15 protein-coding genes are annotated in these 16,416 nt (G+C 70.9%); 4 read left to right on the forward strand and 11 right to left on the reverse strand.

Annotated elements, in window-relative coordinates:
* Positions 1–38: 38 nt before the first annotated feature.
* The 5 genes from BGO91_RS16090 to BGO91_RS16110 form a co-directional block, all read right to left on the reverse strand.
* The gene (locus BGO91_RS16090) at positions 39–1,157 is read right to left on the reverse strand and encodes a DUF917 domain-containing protein (RefSeq protein ID WP_021758072.1); all 1,119 of its coding nucleotides are present in this window, start codon (positions 1,155–1,157) and stop codon (positions 39–41) included.
* Positions 1,154–2,266 (reverse strand): DUF917 domain-containing protein, encoded by a 1,113-nt coding sequence (locus tag BGO91_RS16095; RefSeq protein WP_290473732.1) that lies wholly within the window; start codon positions 2,264–2,266, stop codon positions 1,154–1,156. Before BGO91_RS16095 ends, BGO91_RS16090 begins: the two co-directional genes overlap by 4 nt.
* Complete coding sequence (locus BGO91_RS16100) at positions 2,263–3,816, reverse strand: hydantoinase/oxoprolinase family protein (RefSeq protein ID WP_290473733.1); 1,554 nt, start codon at positions 3,814–3,816, stop codon at positions 2,263–2,265. Before BGO91_RS16100 ends, BGO91_RS16095 begins: the two co-directional genes overlap by 4 nt.
* Positions 3,817–3,876: 60 nt before the next feature.
* On the reverse strand, positions 3,877–5,253 hold the full coding sequence (locus BGO91_RS16105; RefSeq protein ID WP_290473734.1) for a cytosine permease: 1,377 nt from the start codon (positions 5,251–5,253) through the stop codon (positions 3,877–3,879).
* Positions 5,254–5,390: 137 nt separating this feature from the next.
* Positions 5,391–5,801, reverse strand: a complete 411-nt coding sequence (locus BGO91_RS16110; protein ID WP_290473735.1) for a (deoxy)nucleoside triphosphate pyrophosphohydrolase — start codon at positions 5,799–5,801, stop codon at positions 5,391–5,393.
* A gap of 49 nt (positions 5,802–5,850) precedes the next feature.
* Here BGO91_RS16110 and BGO91_RS16115 point away from each other — a divergent pair, with 49 nt between their 5' ends.
* The 3 genes from BGO91_RS16115 to BGO91_RS16125 are packed head-to-tail and all read left to right on the forward strand — an operon-like array spanning position 5,851 to position 7,713.
* Positions 5,851–6,528, forward strand: a complete 678-nt coding sequence (locus tag BGO91_RS16115) for a DUF1345 domain-containing protein (RefSeq protein ID WP_290473736.1) — start codon at positions 5,851–5,853, stop codon at positions 6,526–6,528.
* 53 nt (positions 6,529–6,581) lie between these two features.
* Positions 6,582–7,127 (forward strand): cysteine hydrolase family protein, encoded by a 546-nt coding sequence (locus BGO91_RS16120; RefSeq protein WP_290473737.1) that lies wholly within the window; start codon positions 6,582–6,584, stop codon positions 7,125–7,127.
* Between the two features lie 40 nt (positions 7,128–7,167).
* On the forward strand, positions 7,168–7,713 hold the full coding sequence (locus BGO91_RS16125) for a hypothetical protein (RefSeq protein WP_290473738.1): 546 nt from the start codon (positions 7,168–7,170) through the stop codon (positions 7,711–7,713).
* Between the two features lie 116 nt (positions 7,714–7,829).
* On the opposite strand, the gene hpaD is transcribed toward BGO91_RS16125, so the two are convergent.
* From hpaD to hpaH, 6 genes are all read right to left on the reverse strand, one after another.
* Positions 7,830–8,924 (reverse strand): 3,4-dihydroxyphenylacetate 2,3-dioxygenase, encoded by a 1,095-nt coding sequence (gene hpaD / locus BGO91_RS16130; RefSeq protein ID WP_290473739.1) that lies wholly within the window; start codon positions 8,922–8,924, stop codon positions 7,830–7,832.
* A 35-nt stretch (positions 8,925–8,959) separates the two neighbouring features.
* A complete protein-coding gene (hpaE, locus tag BGO91_RS16135; protein ID WP_290473740.1) occupies positions 8,960–10,456 on the reverse strand; it encodes a 5-carboxymethyl-2-hydroxymuconate semialdehyde dehydrogenase in 1,497 nt (498 codons plus the stop codon).
* 28 nt (positions 10,457–10,484) lie between these two features.
* Positions 10,485–11,174, reverse strand: coding sequence for a GntR family transcriptional regulator (locus tag BGO91_RS16140; RefSeq protein ID WP_290473741.1), 690 nt, complete (start codon positions 11,172–11,174; stop codon positions 10,485–10,487).
* Positions 11,156–12,598: a fumarylacetoacetate hydrolase family protein gene (locus BGO91_RS16145; protein WP_290473742.1), complete on the reverse strand. Its 1,443-nt coding sequence runs from the start codon at positions 12,596–12,598 to the stop codon at positions 11,156–11,158. Before BGO91_RS16145 ends, BGO91_RS16140 begins: the two co-directional genes overlap by 19 nt.
* A 316-nt stretch (positions 12,599–12,914) precedes the next feature.
* Positions 12,915–13,730 carry an aldolase/citrate lyase family protein gene (locus tag BGO91_RS16150; protein WP_290473743.1) on the reverse strand — a complete coding sequence of 272 codons (816 nt, stop codon included), beginning with the start codon at positions 13,728–13,730 and terminating at the stop codon, positions 12,915–12,917.
* Entirely contained in the window at positions 13,715–14,500 is a 786-nt protein-coding gene (gene hpaH / locus BGO91_RS16155; protein ID WP_290473744.1) for a 2-oxo-hept-4-ene-1,7-dioate hydratase, read from the reverse strand. Before hpaH ends, BGO91_RS16150 begins: the two co-directional genes overlap by 16 nt.
* 301 nt (positions 14,501–14,801) lie before the next feature.
* On the opposite strand from hpaH, the gene BGO91_RS16160 reads away from it, so the two are divergent.
* Positions 14,802–16,325: an ABC transporter substrate-binding protein gene (locus BGO91_RS16160; protein ID WP_290473745.1), complete on the forward strand. Its 1,524-nt coding sequence runs from the start codon at positions 14,802–14,804 to the stop codon at positions 16,323–16,325.
* Positions 16,326–16,416 lie beyond the last annotated feature (91 nt).

Below are 16,416 nucleotides of genomic sequence, written 5' to 3' on the forward strand. Positions count from 1 at the left end.
CGCCCGCCTGCGCGAGCGCCCGCGAGCCGTGGTGCTGCTCAGACCAGCGCCGAGGTCTCGACCGGGACGAACTCCTCGGTCAGCCCGAACGCGCGCGGGCCGAACGCCGCGAGCGCTTCGGGCGTGCGCATCATCTCCGGCGTGGAGATGCCGAGCACGCGCACCCGCTGGCCGTAGCGCAGGCCCTCGGTCGTGATCGGCTCACCCGACTCGATGTCGGTGACGCAGATGAGGTCGGGCACGATCGCGACGAGCTCGCCGTCGCGCAGGGCGATGAGGTTCTCGTTCTGGAAGCGGATCTCCAGCGTCTCGGAGGCGCCCGCATCCAGCGACGAGATCGTGGCGCGGCCCTTGGCGAAGCCCTCGGTCGTGCGCCGCTCGACATCCGTCACCTTGCCGGAGAAGAGCTCGCGAACCTCCGAGTAGAGGGTCGTGGAGAGGGTCTGCGCGATCGCCTCGAACGGCGAGCGGTGCTGCTCCCGCGCCTCCCGGATCGCCCGGCCCAGCGCGAGCGCCATCGAGAGCGTGCGGGGGACGGCCGTGCGCTTCACGTCCGCGCCGGTCATCGCGTACTCGGCGATGTGCCCGACGCCGCCGAGACGGATGGTCACGCCGCGCGCGAGCCACTCCATCTGCCGGTCGTCGTCGCCGGTGTCGATCACGACGGTCTCGCCGCGCTCGCCCGCGAGGGCCAGCGGGGAGCCGTGCACGCCGTAGACCGCGAACGTCTCCATCGAGAGCTCCGGGAAGGCGCGGCCCATGCCGTCCGCGTCCACCACCGGCAGACCGGTCTCGGCCGCGACGATCAGCGGGATCATCGAGTTGATGCCGCCGCACTCGATCGGCATCGTGGCGTCGGCGGTGCGGCCGAGGTGCGCCTCCAGCGTGCGCAGCGCGAGGGTCGGCTCGGTGCCCGCGGGGATCTTCTCGATCATCACGGTCGGCGCGCCCATCTGGGCCGTGGGGATGACGAACAGGTCGTCGTCGAGCTCGTCCGGATCGAGGATGGTGATGCCGCGCTCGCCGGGACCCTTCTGATCCAGCACGCGCGCGACGAGCATCTGCCCGATGTAGGGGTCGCCGCCGCCTCCCGTGCCGAGCAGGGTGGCGCCGCGGGCGAGGTCGGGGAGGTCCGCGGCGGTCAGCGTCCAGCTCATGCGGCGGCCTCCTCGAGGGTGCGCTCGGCCGTGCCGTCGAAGCGATGCGAGGGGAGGTCGTAGCCGAAGTAGCCGGGGCCGACCATCGCGAGCGCCTCGGCGCTGTGCCAGCGCGGGTCACTGGGTGCGGCGATCACCCGCACGCGTTGACCGTAGCGGAGGGCCTCCGTCGTGATCGGCTCGCCGCTCTCGGCGTCGAGCACGATGATCAGGTCGGGAGTGGTCACGAAGACCTCGTCGCCCGCCTGGGCGATCAGGTGCTCGTTCTGGAACGACAGCGCGAGGGTCGAGTCGGCCGCCGACCCCGTCGCCGTGCCCTCGATGCGGGCGCGCCCGCGGGCGAAGCCGGCCGTCGTGCCGCGCTCGACGTCCACCACCTTGCCTCCGAAGAACTCGCGGCCGCCGAGCAGCGAGACGGTCGCCGCGACCGGGTCGGCCTTGGCGGTGCGCGCCTCCGCGATGCCGGATCCGATGGCGACGCAGTGCGCGAGGGAGCCGGGGACGAGCGCCTCGCGGGCGACCGTGCCGGTCATCGGGAAGCCCGAGATCATGATCGAGCAGCCCATCTCGACGCAGGCCACACGCGCGATGCGCTCCGTCCAGTTGTTGTCGACGGTCTGCAGCACGCCGACGTTGCCCTTCTCGTCCGCGAACGCGAGCGGGGAGGCGGTGACGCCGTACAGCGTCGGGAGCACCATCTGCAGCTCCGGGAACGCGCGGCCCATGCCGTCCGCGTCGATGAGGGGGAGGCCGAGCGCGGCGGCGGCGGCGACCGGGATGGTGGAGTTCACTCCGCCGACCTCGGCGCACGCCACGTGCGTGACCGGCCGGCCCAGGTACGTTCCCAGCGCGGTCACGGGCGCGATGACCTCGTCGAGGCTGGGCAGCTTCTCGACCATGACGGTCGGGGCGCCCATCATCGCCACCGTGAGCACGAGGGCGTCGTCGGGCACCTCGTCGAGTCCGACGACGGTGACCGGTCCGTGCTCGGCCAGCGCCTGCTTCGCCAGCAGCGAGCCGATGTAGGGGTCGCCTCCGCCGCCCGTGCCGAGTACCGCGGCGCCGCGCGAGAGGTCGCCGATCGCGTCGGCGGTGAGCGTCCAGCTCATACCCGCACCTCCATCGCCAGATCGCCGACGGCCTTCACGCGGATGCGCGTCGCGTTGCCGGGCAGGTACGGGATGGGGACCTCGTCGAAATCGACGATCGCGACCGACGAGGGGGAGGCGCCGGCCGCGATCGCCTTGTCCACCGCCTCCGCCCGAACGGCGGCGATGGCCTCGTCGCGACGGCCGGGCTCGACGGCGTACACCTTGTCGATCTCGCCCCCGACCTGTGCGATGGAGGCGCCGATCGCGTTCGCGACGGCGTAGTTCTCCGGCCGGTGCACGGCGCCGAAGATCGGCAGCTCGTCCGGCAGGAGGATGGACCCGCCGCCGACGGCGACGACGGGGATGGGGTCGGGGGAGGTGCGCATCCGGTCGACGGCCTCGGCGACGCGCTCGGCGATCCGGTCGAGCACGCGCTGCACGAAGGCGGGGTCGAGGTGCGCGACCTTCGCGGGGTCGCCCACCTGCGCGCGTCCGGCGGCGACGGCGATGTCCGTCGCGGTGAGGGTCGAGCCGCCGAACACCAGCGCCTCGGTCGTCAGCCGGTAGCCGACCGACTCCGGGCCCACCTCGGCGGTCTCGGTGTCGACGATGGAGCCGCCGCCGATGCCGAGCGAGAGCACGTCCGGCATCCGGAAGTTGGTGCGGACGCCCGCCACCTTGACCTCGTTCGCCGTCTCGCGCGGGAACCCGTTGACCAGGAGGCCGATGTCGGCCGTGGTGCCGCCGATGTCGACGACCGCGCAGGTCTCGAGCCCGCTGGTGAGGGCGGCGCCGCGCATCGAGTTGGTCGGGCCGGAGGCGAAGGTGGCGACGGGGTAGAGGCGCACGTAGTCCTCGTCCATCAGCGTGCCGTCGTTCTGGCTGAGGAAGATCGGCGCCTCGATGCCCTGGGCGCGCACCGCGGAGGTCAGACCGTCGACGATCTCGCTCGCCAGCTCGCGCAGCGCCGCGTTGATGATCGTGGCGTTCTCGCGCTCCAGCAGCCCGATGCGCCCGATCTCGTGCGACAGCGAGATGGCGACCCCGTCGCCGAGCTCGTCGGCCAGGATGGCGGCCGCGCGGGTCTCGACGTCGTGGTTCACCGGGGAGAAGACGGACGAGATCGCGACCGACCGCACACCGTGCGCGGCCATGTCGGCGGCGATGCCCTTGAGCTCCGCCACATCGAGCGGCGAGATCGGGCGGCCGTCGAACTCGTAGCCGCCGTGCGCCAGGTAGCTGCGGGCGTCGATCGCCTCGATCAGCGCCTCCGGCCAGTCGACCAGCGGCGGGAGGGCCTTGGTTGCCGGGAGCCCCAGGCGCAGCGCGGCGGTCGGCGCGAGCCGCTTCGCCTGCACGAGCGCGTTGATGAAGTGCGTCGTCCCGATCATCACCGCGTGGATCTCGGAGCCCTCGAACGAGCGCGCCTCGCGCAGCGCCTCGATGGCGCTGACGATGCCGGCGGTCACGTCCGGGCTGGTCGAGTTCTTGACGCCGGCGAGAGGGGTCCGGCCGTCCATGAGCACTGCGTCGGTGTTCGTTCCGCCGACGTCGATGCCGATATGCATGGTGTTTCGCTTTCTGCCGCGGTGACGGCGGGTGGGGCTGGTGGAGACGGGTCGAGCTGGTCAGTTGGAGGCGACGGCCTCCGGGCCCGGCGTGCTGCCCGCGGCGGTGCCGTCGGCGGCCTCCGGGGCGTCCTGGATGGTGCGGGCCCGGCCGACGCCGCGCACCCAGCCGAGCTTGCCCGCGATCGTGTACAGGATGATCGAGAGGAAGAGCGACCAGAGGGCAGGGATGCCCCAGGTGAAGAAGTAGCCGAACAGGGACGACACGAGCCAGACCACCAGGGTGGCCGGGACGATGCGCGGCGCGAACTCCGGCAGCCGGCCCGACGCGCGCGTCGCATCCAGCTCGCCGCGCCAGCGCCGCACGAAGAAGTACTCGGCGACGATGATGCCGGCGATCGGCGGGAACGCGACGCCGAGGATGATCAGGAAGCCCGAGAACTGCGACAGGATGCCGGCCGCGGCGAGCACCGAGCCCACGATGCCGAGCACGATCGTCGTGGTGACGCGGTTGAGGTTCTTCGCGAACGCGGTGGAGATAAAGTTCACCAGGCCGAGCGTCGAGGAGTACAGGTTCCAGTCGTTGATCTTCAGCGTGCCGGTGATCACGATGATGAGGCCGACGAAGCCGATCGACGAGGTGACGATCGCGACGATGTTGCCGGTCGCGGCGGCGTGGGCGAGCAGCACGCCCGCCAGGCCGATCACGAACTCGCCGAGGGACACGCCCACGACCGTCTGCTTGATGACGTCGGCGCGGCTCCGGTTGAACCGCGTCATGTCGGCGGTGATGATCGCGCCGACGATCAGGCCGCCCGCGACGATGCCAGTCCCCGCCCAGACCGACATCGTCGGGCCCGGCGCCGGGGAGGTGAGGAGGTCGCCGATGGAGTGCTTGCTGAGCTCGCTGATCACGGACCAGCCGACCAGGATGAGGAAGAGGGGGACGGTGATGTTGGCCAGCCACTGCATCCCGACGAAGCCGTAGGCCACGATCGCGGTCACGGCCAGGCCGAACAGCAGGCTCCAGACCCAGATCGGCAGCACACCGGGCATCAGCGCGTCGAGCGACTCGGCCGAGATGGCCGACTGGATGCCGAACCAGCCGATCAGGCTGATGCCGATCGCCAGGCCCACGAGGGCCGCGCCGACTTCGCCGAAGCCGGTCCACCGGGCCAGGAGGGCGGTGTTGAGCCCCTCCTTCTGCCCGATGATGCCGACGATGCACATGATCACCTCGAGGATGATCGAGCCGAGGAGCAGGGCCAGGGCGGCCTCGCCGAACGTCATGCTGTAGCCCAGAGTCGCTCCGAGCAGGAACTGCGAGAGGGCCGAGACCTGACCGAACCGCTGGACGGCGATCCCGAACCACGGTTTGCGTGCGCCGGGGGTCACACGGGAGAGGGCGAAGTCATCGGCAGGAGCTGTGCGTGCCATGAGGGGGAGTCCTTCTGACGGGGACGGGTGTGGGGGTTCCGAACACCGTAAACCGGCCGCCGACGACGGGGAATGTGCGATCTGCACGAAGTTGGGATGGTTCTGTGCGGTGTGCACATCCTTACGCGCCGGTCGTGTCAGCGTTCGCCGAGCACCCGCACCACCGGCCGGTCGGCGTCCGCCCAGTCCAGCGTGTCGAGGTCACCGGATTCGACCCAGCGCAGGAGGTCGTGGTCGGTGCTGCTCTCGGGCACCGCGCCCGTGAGGGCCGCGGCGTAGCAGGCGAGGTCGATCGCGCGCGTGCCGACGACCGTGGTCGTGCGGTCGAGCAGGGCGCCGACCCGGATGGGCACGCCGAGCTCCTCCCGGATCTCCCGTTCCAGCGCCTCCTCGGGCGTCTCGCCCGCCTCCACTTTGCCGCCGGGGAACTCCCAGCGGCCCGCGGCGTCCTTTCCCGGCGCGCGGCGGCAGGCGAGCACGCGGGAGCCGTCGGCGATCACGGCGGCGACCACGCGCAGCGGCTCGGCGTCGGCAGGGGAGGGAGGCATGGCTCCATCCTTGCCCGGATCCGGGCCGCGCGGGCACTAGCATCCAGGTATGTCGGCTCCCGTCGGCGCGCGGCGTGCGCCCCTCGTGATCGGGTTCGTCCTGAGCCTGCTCGTGCAGCTCGCGATGATCGTCGTGGGCGTCTGGCTCGTGCTCCTCGCGGAGGACGACGACTCCACCCTCCTGCTGCTCGCCCTGTGGTGCACCATCGGCACCCTGTACGAAGTCGTGGTGCTGATCGTGCTCGGGCGTGCCGCCCGTCGGCCGCCGGTGGAGGGGGACCGGCCCTCCCGGTTCGAGGTGGGGCGCGTGGCGCGGCTCGTGTCGATGACCGCGACCATCCTGGCCAGCCTCATCGGCTTCACCGCGGCGGTGCAGGTGCTCGGCCTCCACAACGACCCGGAGGTGGGGTCGATCACCGACATCGTCGGCGTCTGGTCGATGCTGCTCGCGTGGGGGTTCCTGCACTGGGGCTTCTCGCAGATCTACTACCAGCGGTACTACTCGAGCGACGTGCCGATCCTGCGGTTCCCGGCGACCGAGCATCCCCGGTTCGTGGAGTTCGTGTACTTCGCGTACACGCTCGGCACCTCCTTCGCCGCGTCCGACGTGGAGGTGCTCACCACCCGCCTGCGCTGGACCGTGCTCTGGCACTCGGTGCTCAGCTTCTTCTTCAACGGCCTCATCATCGTGCTGGCGCTCAACACGATCACCTCCTTCAACGCGTAGGAGCCCCGCCGCGGGCGGTGCGGGGCGGTGGTGGCGGCTGGCAGGATGGTCGGGTGAGCGCATCCATCCCGTCCGTCCTGCTCGTGATCGACCTGCAGAAGGGGGTGCTGCCCGGCTGCTGGGACGCCGACGGCGTCGTCGCCCGCGCGGCGGGTCTCGTGGACCGTGCCCGCGCGGCAGGCACTCCGGTCGTCTGGGTGCAGCACGAGGCCGACGACCTCCCCGCCGGCAGCGACGAATGGGCGTTGGCCGACGGGCTGGACCCGGCCACCGGCGAACCCGTGGTGCACAAGCGCTACCGCGACGCCTTCGCAGACACCGATCTCGACGAGGTGCTCGAGGGCCTCGACGCCGCCCGCCTGGTCTTCGCCGGCGCGCAGAGCGACTACTGCATCCGCACCACCACGCAGAGCGCGGCGGTGCGCGGTTACGACGTCACCCTCGTCGAGGACGCCCACACCACGACCGACGCGGAATGGGACGACGTCGAGATCACCGGGCGGCAGATCGTCGCCCACACCAACCGCTACTTCTCCGGCCTGCGCTACCCCGACCAGCAGTTCGCGGTCGAGCGCGCCGCAGAGGTCGAGTTCGGGTAACCGCCGGGCGGGGGACGGAACGACGGGGGACGGGGACGGCATGACGGGACGACGACGCGGTCGTCTCAGGCTCCTCGCCGGCGCGGCGCTGGCGGGGTACGTCGTCGCGGCGCTCGCCGGATGCGCGCCGGCGCAGGACCGGCCGCAGTTCTGGTCGCCGTACGGGCCGCCCGGGTTCCGCCAGCCGGGAGCGCCGATGCCGTTCGTGCCCTCGCCCGAGCCGTCTCCGGAGGGGGAGGAGGGAGTCGCCGATCCGGTCGATCCGGACATGCTCCTCACCCACACGTTCGTCCTCTCCGACGGCACGGCGGTGACCTGCACCCTCCAGCTGGCCGCGGCTCCGGACGACGTCGTCGACGACGGCGGCGCGGCGGCCGAACTCGCCGCGAAGACGCTGCGGACGACCGACTGGGAGACCGTGATCTCCGGCCCGAGCTCGCTGCCCTCCTTCACACCGGAACAGGCTTCGGTGCAGTCCGAGGCGTATCAGCGCTCGGACGAGGCGCTCGGCCGCATCGTCACCGAGCTCTTCGATCGCGTCCCCGCGCGTGGATACTCGGTGATGGGGCAGAGCTCCTGCGGGTGAGTCCGGAATCCGGCGACCTGACCCGGCGCGCCGCCTGAAACGCCGGAACTCCGGAGGTCGGCGCCGTCAGGGGCGGGAGCTCCGGAGTTCCGGGGTCGTGCGGGGTGCGGGTGCGGTCAGACCTGCGCCCCGAGCTTGAAGCCCTTCTCCTCGTCGCCCGCGCGGGTGTACGAGAAGCCGTCGGCGCCGATGGTGACCTCCATCTCGGAGTCGTCGGTGCGGGCGGTCAGCGGCTGGGGGTTGCCGTCGAGGTCGAGCACCAGGGAGGCCTCCGTGTACCAGGAGGGGACGACCGGGTTGCCCCACCAGTCGCGGCGCTGGTTGTCGTGCACGTCCCAGGTGACGACCGGGTTGTCGGGATCGCCGGTGTAGTAGTCCTGGGTGTAGATCTCGACGCGGTGGCCGTCGGGGTCGCGCAGGTAGAGGTAGAAGGCGTTGGAGACGCCGTGGCGGCCGGGGCCGCGCTCGATGCGGTCCGAGAGGCGCAGGGCGCCGAGCTTGTCGCAGATGGCGATGATGTTGTGCTTCTCGTGCGTGGCGAACGCGACGTGGTGCATGCGCGGGCCGTCGCCGCCGGTCATGGCGGTGTCGTGCACGGTCGGCTTGCGGCGCATCCACGCGGCGTAGGTGGTGCCCTCCTCGTCCTGGATGTCCTCGGTCACGCGGAAGCCGAGGTCCTCCATGTACGCGACGGCGCGGGGGACGTCCGGGGTGACCTGGTTGAAGTGGTCGAGGCGGACGAGCGCGCCGGGCGTGTAGAGGTCGTAGCGCCAGGCGAGGCGCTCGACGTGCTGCACGTCGTAGAAGAACTCGTACGGGAAGCCGAGCGGGTCCTCCACGCGCACGCTGTCGCCGATGCCCTTCGTGAACCCCTCGGACCGGCGCTCGATGCGGCAGCCGAGCTCGGTGTAGAAGGCGACGGCACGATCCAGGTCCTCCGGGGTGCGCACGCGGTACGAGAAGGCGGCGACGGCGGCGACCGGACCCTTGCGCAGCACGAGGTTGTGGTGGATGAACTCCTCGAAGCTGCGCAGGTAGACGGCGTTCTCGTCCTCCTCCGTCACGACCAGGTCGAGCACGTCGACGTAGAAGTCGCGGCTGGCCTGCAGGTCGGTGACGACCAGCTCCATGTAGGCGCAGCGCAGGATGTCCGGCGGGGCGGCCTGCGGGGTCGGGATGCGGTTCGCGGGAGCGGGGATGGGGCTGCTCATGGTGGTTCTTTCTCTTCGTCGAGTGGATGCGTGGGTCAGTGGGCGCCGAACGTGGGCGTGTGCACCGGGCCGAGCGTGATGTGGACGGCTTGCTGGTCGGTGTAGAAGTCGATGGAGCGGTAGCCGCCCTCGTGGCCGAGCCCGGAGGCCTTCACGCCGCCGAACGGGGTGCGCAGGTCGCGGACGTTGTGCGAGTTGAGCCACACCATCCCGGCCTCCACGTTCTGCGAGAAGGTGTGCGCGCGCTCGAGGTCGTTGGTCCAGATGTAGGCGGCGAGGCCGTAGCGCACGCCGTTGGCGAGCTCCAGCGCCTCCTCGTCGGAGTCGAACGGGGTGATGGCGACGACGGGGCCGAAGATCTCCTCCTGGAAGATGCGCGCGTCCGGCTTCACGTCCGCGAACACGGTCGGGGCGACGTAGTTGCCGTGGTCGAGGCCCTCGGGGCGGCCGCCGCCGGCGAGGAGCCGGCCCTCCTGCTTGCCGAGCTCGACGTAGCTCATCACCTTGTCGTAGTGCTCGGGGTGCACGAGCGCGCCGACCTCGGTCTTCGGGTCGTGCGGGTCGCCGACGACGATGTTCTTCGCGCGGGCGGCGTAGCGCTCGCAGAACTCGTCGTACACGGCGCGCTCGACGAGGATGCGGGATCCGGCGGTGCAGCGCTCGCCGTTCAGCGAGAAGACGCCGAACAGGGTGGAGTCGATGGCGGCGTCCAGATCGGCGTCGGCGAACACGACGGCGGGGGACTTGCCGCCCAGCTCCATCGAGAGGCCCTTGAGGAAGGGCGCGGCGTTGCCGAAGATGAGCTGGCCGGTGCGGCTCTCGCCGGTGAACGAGATGAGCGGCACGTCCGGGTGCTTGACGAGCGCGTCGCCCGCCTCCTCGCCGAGACCGTTGACCAGGTTGAACACGCCGTCGGGCAGGCCGGCGTCGCGGAAGATCTCGGCCCACAGGCTCGCCGACAGCGGCGTGAACTCGGCCGGCTTGAGCACGACGGTGTTGCCGGTCGCGAGCGCCGGCGCGAGCTTCCAGCTCTCCAGCATGAAGGGCGTGTTCCAGGGCGTGATGAGCCCGGCGACGCCGATCGGCTTGCGGTTCACGTAGTTGAGCTGGCTGCCCGGCACCTTGTACGCGTCGTCGCGCTGGGCCACGATCAGGTCGGCGAAGAAGCGGAAGTTCTCGGCCGCGCGCCGCGCCTGCCCGAGGGCCTGGGTGATCGGGAGGCCGGTGTCGAAGGTCTCGAGCTCGGCGAGCCGGGCATCCTGCGCCTCCACGGCGTCGGCGATGCGGTTCAGCACGCGGGTGCGCTCGCGGGGCTTCATGCGCGGCCAGGGGCCGTCGGTGAACGCGCGGCGGGCGGCGGCGACGGCGAGGTCGATGTCCTCCTTCTGACCCGCGGCGGCGGTGACGTAGGTCTCGTTCGACACCGGGTCGAGCACGTCGAACGTCTTTCCCGAGACGCTGTCGACGAACTGCCCGTCGATGAAGTGCTGGATCTTCCCGGGAAGGTTCTCGGGGACGTAGTGCTGCGCCATGCGCGTGCTCTCCTTCAGGGTGGGGTGGTCAGTGGGTGTGCTTGTGCTCGCTCTGGTACGCCTGGAAGGCGTCCAGGGTCGCCAGGCGGTGCCGCCGGGCGGCGAGCTCGATCTCGAGCGGGTCGGCGCCGCTCTCGATCAGGGTCAGGATCTGCTCGTGCTCGTCGACCGACTCGCGGGCGCGGCCGGGCACGAAGCCGAAGGTGGAGTCGCGCAGCACGGTCAGGCGGTTCCAGCCGCGGTGCACGAGGTCGAGGATGTGCGGGTTGGGGCACTCCTCGAACAGCACCGAGTGGAAGCTCTGGTTGAGCTGCGTGAAGCGGTGCGGGACGAAATGCTCCAGGCTGGCGATCATCTCGGCGTTGACCGCACGCGCCCGCTCGATGTGGTCGGCCGTGAGCAGGGGAGCGGAGAGCTGGGTCGCCGCCCCCTCCACGAGCGCGAGGGTCTGCATCGTGTAGGCGTACTCGGTGTCCTGCAGCAGGGCGACCTGGGCGCCGACGTTCTTCTCGAACGTGACGAGACCCTCCGCCTCCAGCCGCCGGATCGCCTCGCGCACGGGGACGACGCTGATGTCGAGCTCACCGGCGATCTGCCCGAGCACGAGCCGGAAGCCGGAGACGTAGCGGCCGTCGTCGATGCGCGCGCGAAGGAACTCGTAGGCGAGCTGGGACTTGCTCGGCGCCGTGGCCGCGGACTTCACCGCTGCGTCAGCCATGCGCGGTACCGTTCCTTCCATTCCGCGTTCATCGGGAACAGGCCGTCCACCGGGTGCCCGGCCGCGACCTGCTCGGCGATGTACTCCTCCTCGCGCTCCTGCTCGATCGCATCGGCGACGACCTCGGCCACCAGCGCGGGCGGGATGACGAGGAGGCCGTCCGCGTCGCCCACGATCACGTCGCCCGGCTGCACGGCCGCGCCGCCGCAGGCGATCGTGACGTCGGCCTCCCACGGCACGTGCTTGCGGCCGAGGACGGCCGGGTGCGGGCCGCCGTGATAGGTCGGGATGTCGAGGGCGGCGACCACCGCGAGGTCGCGTACGCCGCCGTCGGTGACGATGCCGGCCGCGCCGTTCACCTGTGCGCGCAGGGCCAGCACGTCGCCGACGGTCCCGCTGCCGCGCTCGCCGCGGGCCTCGATGACGAGCACCTCGCCCGAGCCGACCGCGTCGAAGGCGCGCTTCTGGGCGTTGTACCCGCCGCCGTGGCTCGCGAAGAGGTCCTCGCGGTTCGGGATGTAGCGGAGCGTCTTCGCCGTGCCGATCAGTCGGGCGTCGGGCCGGGTCGAGGCCAGGCCGTCGATGGAGACGTTGTTCAGGCCGCGCTTGCGCAGCTGGGAGCTGAGGGTGGCGGTGGCGACGCTCGCGAGCGCGGCGCGCAGCTCGTCGGTCAGGACGAACGTCGGTTCGGCCGGCGCCGGGGGCGTGCCCCAGGCCTCCGCGCGCTGGTGGTCGTCGACGCTCGGCTTGGTGCCGAAGTCGCCGAACGGGACGCGGCCCTCCGTGATCCGGGTGACGAGCCGGCCGCTGGTCGGGGCTCCGGGCGCGCTCGGCGCATCCACCTCCACCTCGACGGTGTCGCCGGGCTGCGTGACCGACGAACCGGCGGGGGTGCCGGTGAGGATGACGTCGCCCGGCTCCAGCGTCATCAGCTGGGAGAGGTCGGCGACGAGACGTCCGAACGGGAAGAGCAGGTCGTCGGTGGTGCCCTCCTGCACGAGCTCGCCGTTGAGCCAGGTGCGCACGCGCAGCGCGTCCGGGTTCACGTCGGCCGCCGGGATGACGTCCGGGCCGAGCGGCGTGAAGCCGTCGCCGCCCTTGGAGCGCACGTTCGATCCCTTGTCGGCCGCGCGGAGGTCGTAGAGGCCGAAGTCGTTCGCCGCCGTGACGCCGGAGACGGCGGCCCAGCCGTCCTCGGGGGAGACCCGGCGGGCGGTGCTGCCGATGATCAGCGCGATCTCGCCCTCGAAGGCGAGCAGCTCGGTGCCGGCGGGACGCTCCAGCTCGCCGCCGGTCGCGGCGACGGAGGAGGCCGGCTTGAAGAAGTACGAGGGCTGGGCCGGGGTGCGCCCGCGCTGGGCGGCGCGCGACCGGTAGTTCAGGTGCACCGCGATGATCTTGCCGGGGCGGGCGAGCTGGCTCACGGGGTGGTTCTCCTCGTCGTCGGGGATGGTGGTGCCGGTGGGTGCCGCTGCGTGCGACTCAGACCGTATTCGAGATTGTATACGATCCGTGGAGGTCGTTCAAGGACGAGTGTGGGGAACGGAGGGGATGCGGGCTCGGCCGCGGCTGGAAGGCGGGGTGCGGAGGAGATCGGGGGAGCGGGGGCCGCGATCTCCTCCGTTGCCGACGCGGCGCGCACGCGCGGCCAACGGAGGAGGTGCGGGCCGATTTCCGCACGAACTCCTCCCGAGCCTGCGCTGCGAGCCGACCACGAGCGGATCCCCTCCGTTGCCGACGTCAGTAGCTCGCGGGAGCCGTGCCGTCGGAGCCGGCGTCCGGCACGAACCGTTCGGCCAGGGTCTCGGAGGCGCGCGCGAGCAGGGTGACGTCGGAGCCGACCAGCAGGTAGGCGGCGCCGGCCTCGGCGTACCGGTCGGCGGTGGCGGGGTCGAACGCGTTGACGCCGACCGGTGTGCCCGCTGCACGGCCGGCGGCGATGACGGACTCGACGGCGGCCACCACGTCGGGGTGGTTCTGCCTGCCGAGCAGGCCCATGGAGGCGGCGAGGTCGGCGGGACCGACGAGGAGTGCATCCACGCCCTCCACGGCGGCGATGTCCGCGGCGACCGCGACGGCTTCGGCGGTCTCGATCTGGACCGTGAGCGAGACGAGGTCGTTCGCGCGCGCCAGGTAGTCCGGGATGCGGCTCCACCGCGACGACCGCGCCAGCGCACTCCCGACGCCGCGCACGCCGTGGGGCGGGTAGCGGACGGCGCGGACCATCGCGGCCGCCTGCTCGGCGGTGTCGACCATCGGCACGAGGATGTTCTGCGCGCCGAGGTCGAGCAGCTGCTTCAGGATGACGGGGTCGCCGATCGGGGCGCGCACCACCGGGGTCACCGGGTAGGCGGCGACGGCCTGCAGGATGGCGAGCACGGACTCCAGCCCGATGGGGGAGTGCTCGCCGTCGATCACGACGATGTCGGTGCCGCTGCCGGCGACGATATCGGCGACCAGCGGGCTGCCGGAGCACACCCACTGCCCGTACAGGACGCGGTCGGCGGACCCCAACCGGTCGGCGAAGGTCGGAGTGGCGGTCAGACGAATCGGCATGTCACGGCTCCCAGGGTTCCGTAGTCGGCGTGGACGGTGTCGCCGCGCTCGACCCACATCGGGCGGGTGAAGGAGCCGGCGAGCACGATGTCCCCGGCCTCCAGGCGCGAGCCGTGCTGGGCGAGCTTGTTCGCCAGCCAGACGACGCCGTTGGCGGGATGGTCGAGCACGGCCGCGGCGACCCCGGACTCCTCGATGGTCTCGTTGCGGTAGAGCAGGGCGCCGACCCAGCGCAGGTCGACCGCGTCGACCGGGACGGGACGGCCGCCGACCACCATGCCGCCCATCGCGGCGTTGTCGGAGATCGTGTCGACGATCGTGCGGCCCTGCATCTCGATCCGGGAGGAGAGGATCTCGAGCGCCGGGACCACGTACTTCGTCGCGTCGAGCACGTCGTACAGCGTGACGTTCGGGCCCTCGAGGGGCGCGCCGAGCACGAAGGCGAGCTCGACCTCGATGCGCACGTTCGAGTACTGGTCGAAGGGGATGACCGAGCCGGTCTCGTAGACCATGTCGGCGAAGATCGCGCCGTAGTCGGGCTCGGTGATCCCCGTCGCCTGCTGCATCACCTTGGAGGTCAGGCCGATCTTGCGGCCCACCAGGCGGCGGCCGGAGGCGAGCCCGCGCTCGACCCACACCTTCTGCACGGCGTAGGAGTCCTCCACCGTCATGTCGGGGTGCCGGGCGGTGAGCAGCGGCACCGTCGTGCGGTCGCGCTCGGCGGCCGCGAGCTCGTCGGCGATGGCCTGGATGGTCGTGGTGTCGAGCACCGCGGGGCTCCCTTCGACGTCGGAGGAGGGCCGATCAGACCCTGCTGGGATCGTATATCATCCGGTACACCCTGGCCATGGGCCGTGCGCGATCCGGCAACGGGAATGCGTGGATTTCCTGTTCCGCGCCGCGCCGTGTCAGGCTTCTCCCGTTGTTTTTCTCCACTGGTTGCCTTTCTTGTCAACAACTGTAGAATTACCGCCACGACACAGCGGAGTGTCAGCCGTACCCCGGTCGACGACCGTCTCCACTGTGCTGTTTCGAGTTCCACACCCGCCTTGCGAACCGAGAGAAGACAAGATGAAGAAGGCACTGATCGCGGTGGCCCTGGCCGCCGCGACCGCACTGGCGCTGAGCGCCTGCGGCTCCGGGGGAAGCGACACGAAATCGACCACCGGCGCCGCCGGCGGACCGCTCAACATCGGCAACTTCGCCGACGTCACCAGCTGGGATCCCTCCCTGGCCGACATCGGCTTCGACGGACCGTACCTGTCCGCCGTCTACGACCCGCTGATCGCCTCCGACGGCGACGGCAAGCCCGTCCCGGCCCTCGCCACAGCATGGAAGGTCTCGGACGACTTCAAGAAGGTCACCCTCACGCTCCGCACCGGGGTGAAGTTCTCCGACGGCGAGAAGTTCGACGCCGACGCGGCCGTGAAGAGCCTCGACTACCTCAAGCAGGGCGCGCGCAGCGGCGAGGCCTACGAGAACGTCGAGAAGTTCGTCGCGGTCGATCCCACCACCGTCGAGATCGACCTGACGCAGCGCGACGACACCCTCCTGTACTTCATGGGCATCGGCCGCAGCTACATGATGGCGCCGAAGGCGATCGCCGCCGGCACCCTCGCGAAGGAGCCGGTCGGCTCCGGCCCGTACACGCTCGCCTCCTCGAGCGTCGCCGGCTCCGAGTACCACTTCACCAAGGTCGCGAACCACTGGGACGCCAAGCAGTTCCCGTTCGACCCGCTCGCGATCTACCCGATCCAGGATGCGACCGCCCGCGACAACGCGATGCTCTCCGGCCAGATCAACGTCAACTACGCCGACGACACCGCGCTCAAGCAGGCGTCGGCGAACAGCTGGAACGTGGCCGCGAAGGTCTCCGGCTGGGTCGGCCTGCAGTTCACCGACCGCACCGGCTCGAAGTTCAAGCCGCTCGGCGACATCAAGGTGCGCCAGGCGCTCAACTACGCGTTCGACGGCGCGAACATCCTGAAGTCGGTCGGCAACGGCGCGGGCAAGGTCTCGAACCAGGTCTTCCCTGCCGGTCTGCCCGGCAACCTGACCTCGCTGGACGACATGTACAAGTCCAACATCAGCAAGGCGAAGTCGCTCCTGGCCGAGGCCGGCTACGCGAACGGCTTCGAGCTGCACATGCCGATGTCGCAGGTCTTCCAGGTCTGGCAGCCCGTGGCCGACCAGGTCTTCAAGGAGCTCGGGATCACCGTCACCTGGGACGACATGCAGTACATGGACTACCAGAAGAACGCCCCGACCTACCCGATGTTCGTCGCCTTCCTCTCGATGGACGCCAACCCGGTCGCGACCGTGCAGCGCCAGATCAACCTGCCGCAGTGGTACAACCCGACCCCGCAGGTCGACCAGTTCCCGGACGTGCAGGCCGCCGTGCAGAAGGTGCTCACGGCCGACCCGGCCGACCAGGAGAAGCAGATCGAGGCGCTCAACACGCTCGTGACGCAGAAGGCGTGGTACTCGGTCTGGTACCAGGCGAACAACAGCTACGTCAGCACCTCCGGCATCCAGGTGACCCCGGTCGTCGGGATGATGTTCCCCACCCTGCGGCAGATCGCCGTCAAGGGCTAGTGGAGCGGCGGGTCGCGCCACCAGCGCGGCCCGCCCTCCCTCCCGTCCCCCCCCGCCATCGACCGCCACCGGCATCGACAGGAACCCCGCA

Source organism: Leifsonia sp. 71-9 (assembly GCF_001898805.1).
In the GTDB taxonomy this organism is placed as follows: Bacteria; Actinomycetota; Actinomycetes; order Actinomycetales; family Microbacteriaceae; genus Leifsonia.

Coding starts and splice junctions, on each gene's coding strand:
- BGO91_RS16140 (WP_290473741.1), bottom strand. CDS start 11,174: ATGGCTGACGCAGCGGTGAAGTCCGCGGCCACGGCGCCGAGCAAGTCC.
- BGO91_RS16160 (WP_290473745.1), top strand. CDS start 14,802: ATGAAGAAGGCACTGATCGCGGTGGCCCTGGCCGCCGCGACCGCACTG.
- BGO91_RS16090 (WP_021758072.1), bottom strand. CDS start 1,157: ATGAGCTGGACGCTGACCGCCGCGGACCTCCCCGACCTCGCCCGCGGC.
- BGO91_RS16100 (WP_290473733.1), bottom strand. CDS start 3,816: ATGCATATCGGCATCGACGTCGGCGGAACGAACACCGACGCAGTGCTC.
- BGO91_RS16115 (WP_290473736.1), top strand. CDS start 5,851: ATGTCGGCTCCCGTCGGCGCGCGGCGTGCGCCCCTCGTGATCGGGTTC.
- BGO91_RS16125 (WP_290473738.1), top strand. CDS start 7,168: ATGACGGGACGACGACGCGGTCGTCTCAGGCTCCTCGCCGGCGCGGCG.
- BGO91_RS16095 (WP_290473732.1), bottom strand. CDS start 2,266: ATGAGCTGGACGCTCACCGCCGACGCGATCGGCGACCTCTCGCGCGGC.
- BGO91_RS16150 (WP_290473743.1), bottom strand. CDS start 13,730: ATGCCGATTCGTCTGACCGCCACTCCGACCTTCGCCGACCGGTTGGGG.
- hpaE (WP_290473740.1), bottom strand. CDS start 10,456: ATGGCGCAGCACTACGTCCCCGAGAACCTTCCCGGGAAGATCCAGCAC.
- hpaD (WP_290473739.1), bottom strand. CDS start 8,924: ATGAGCAGCCCCATCCCCGCTCCCGCGAACCGCATCCCGACCCCGCAG.
- BGO91_RS16110 (WP_290473735.1), bottom strand. CDS start 5,801: ATGCCTCCCTCCCCTGCCGACGCCGAGCCGCTGCGCGTGGTCGCCGCC.
- BGO91_RS16105 (WP_290473734.1), bottom strand. CDS start 5,253: ATGGCACGCACAGCTCCTGCCGATGACTTCGCCCTCTCCCGTGTGACC.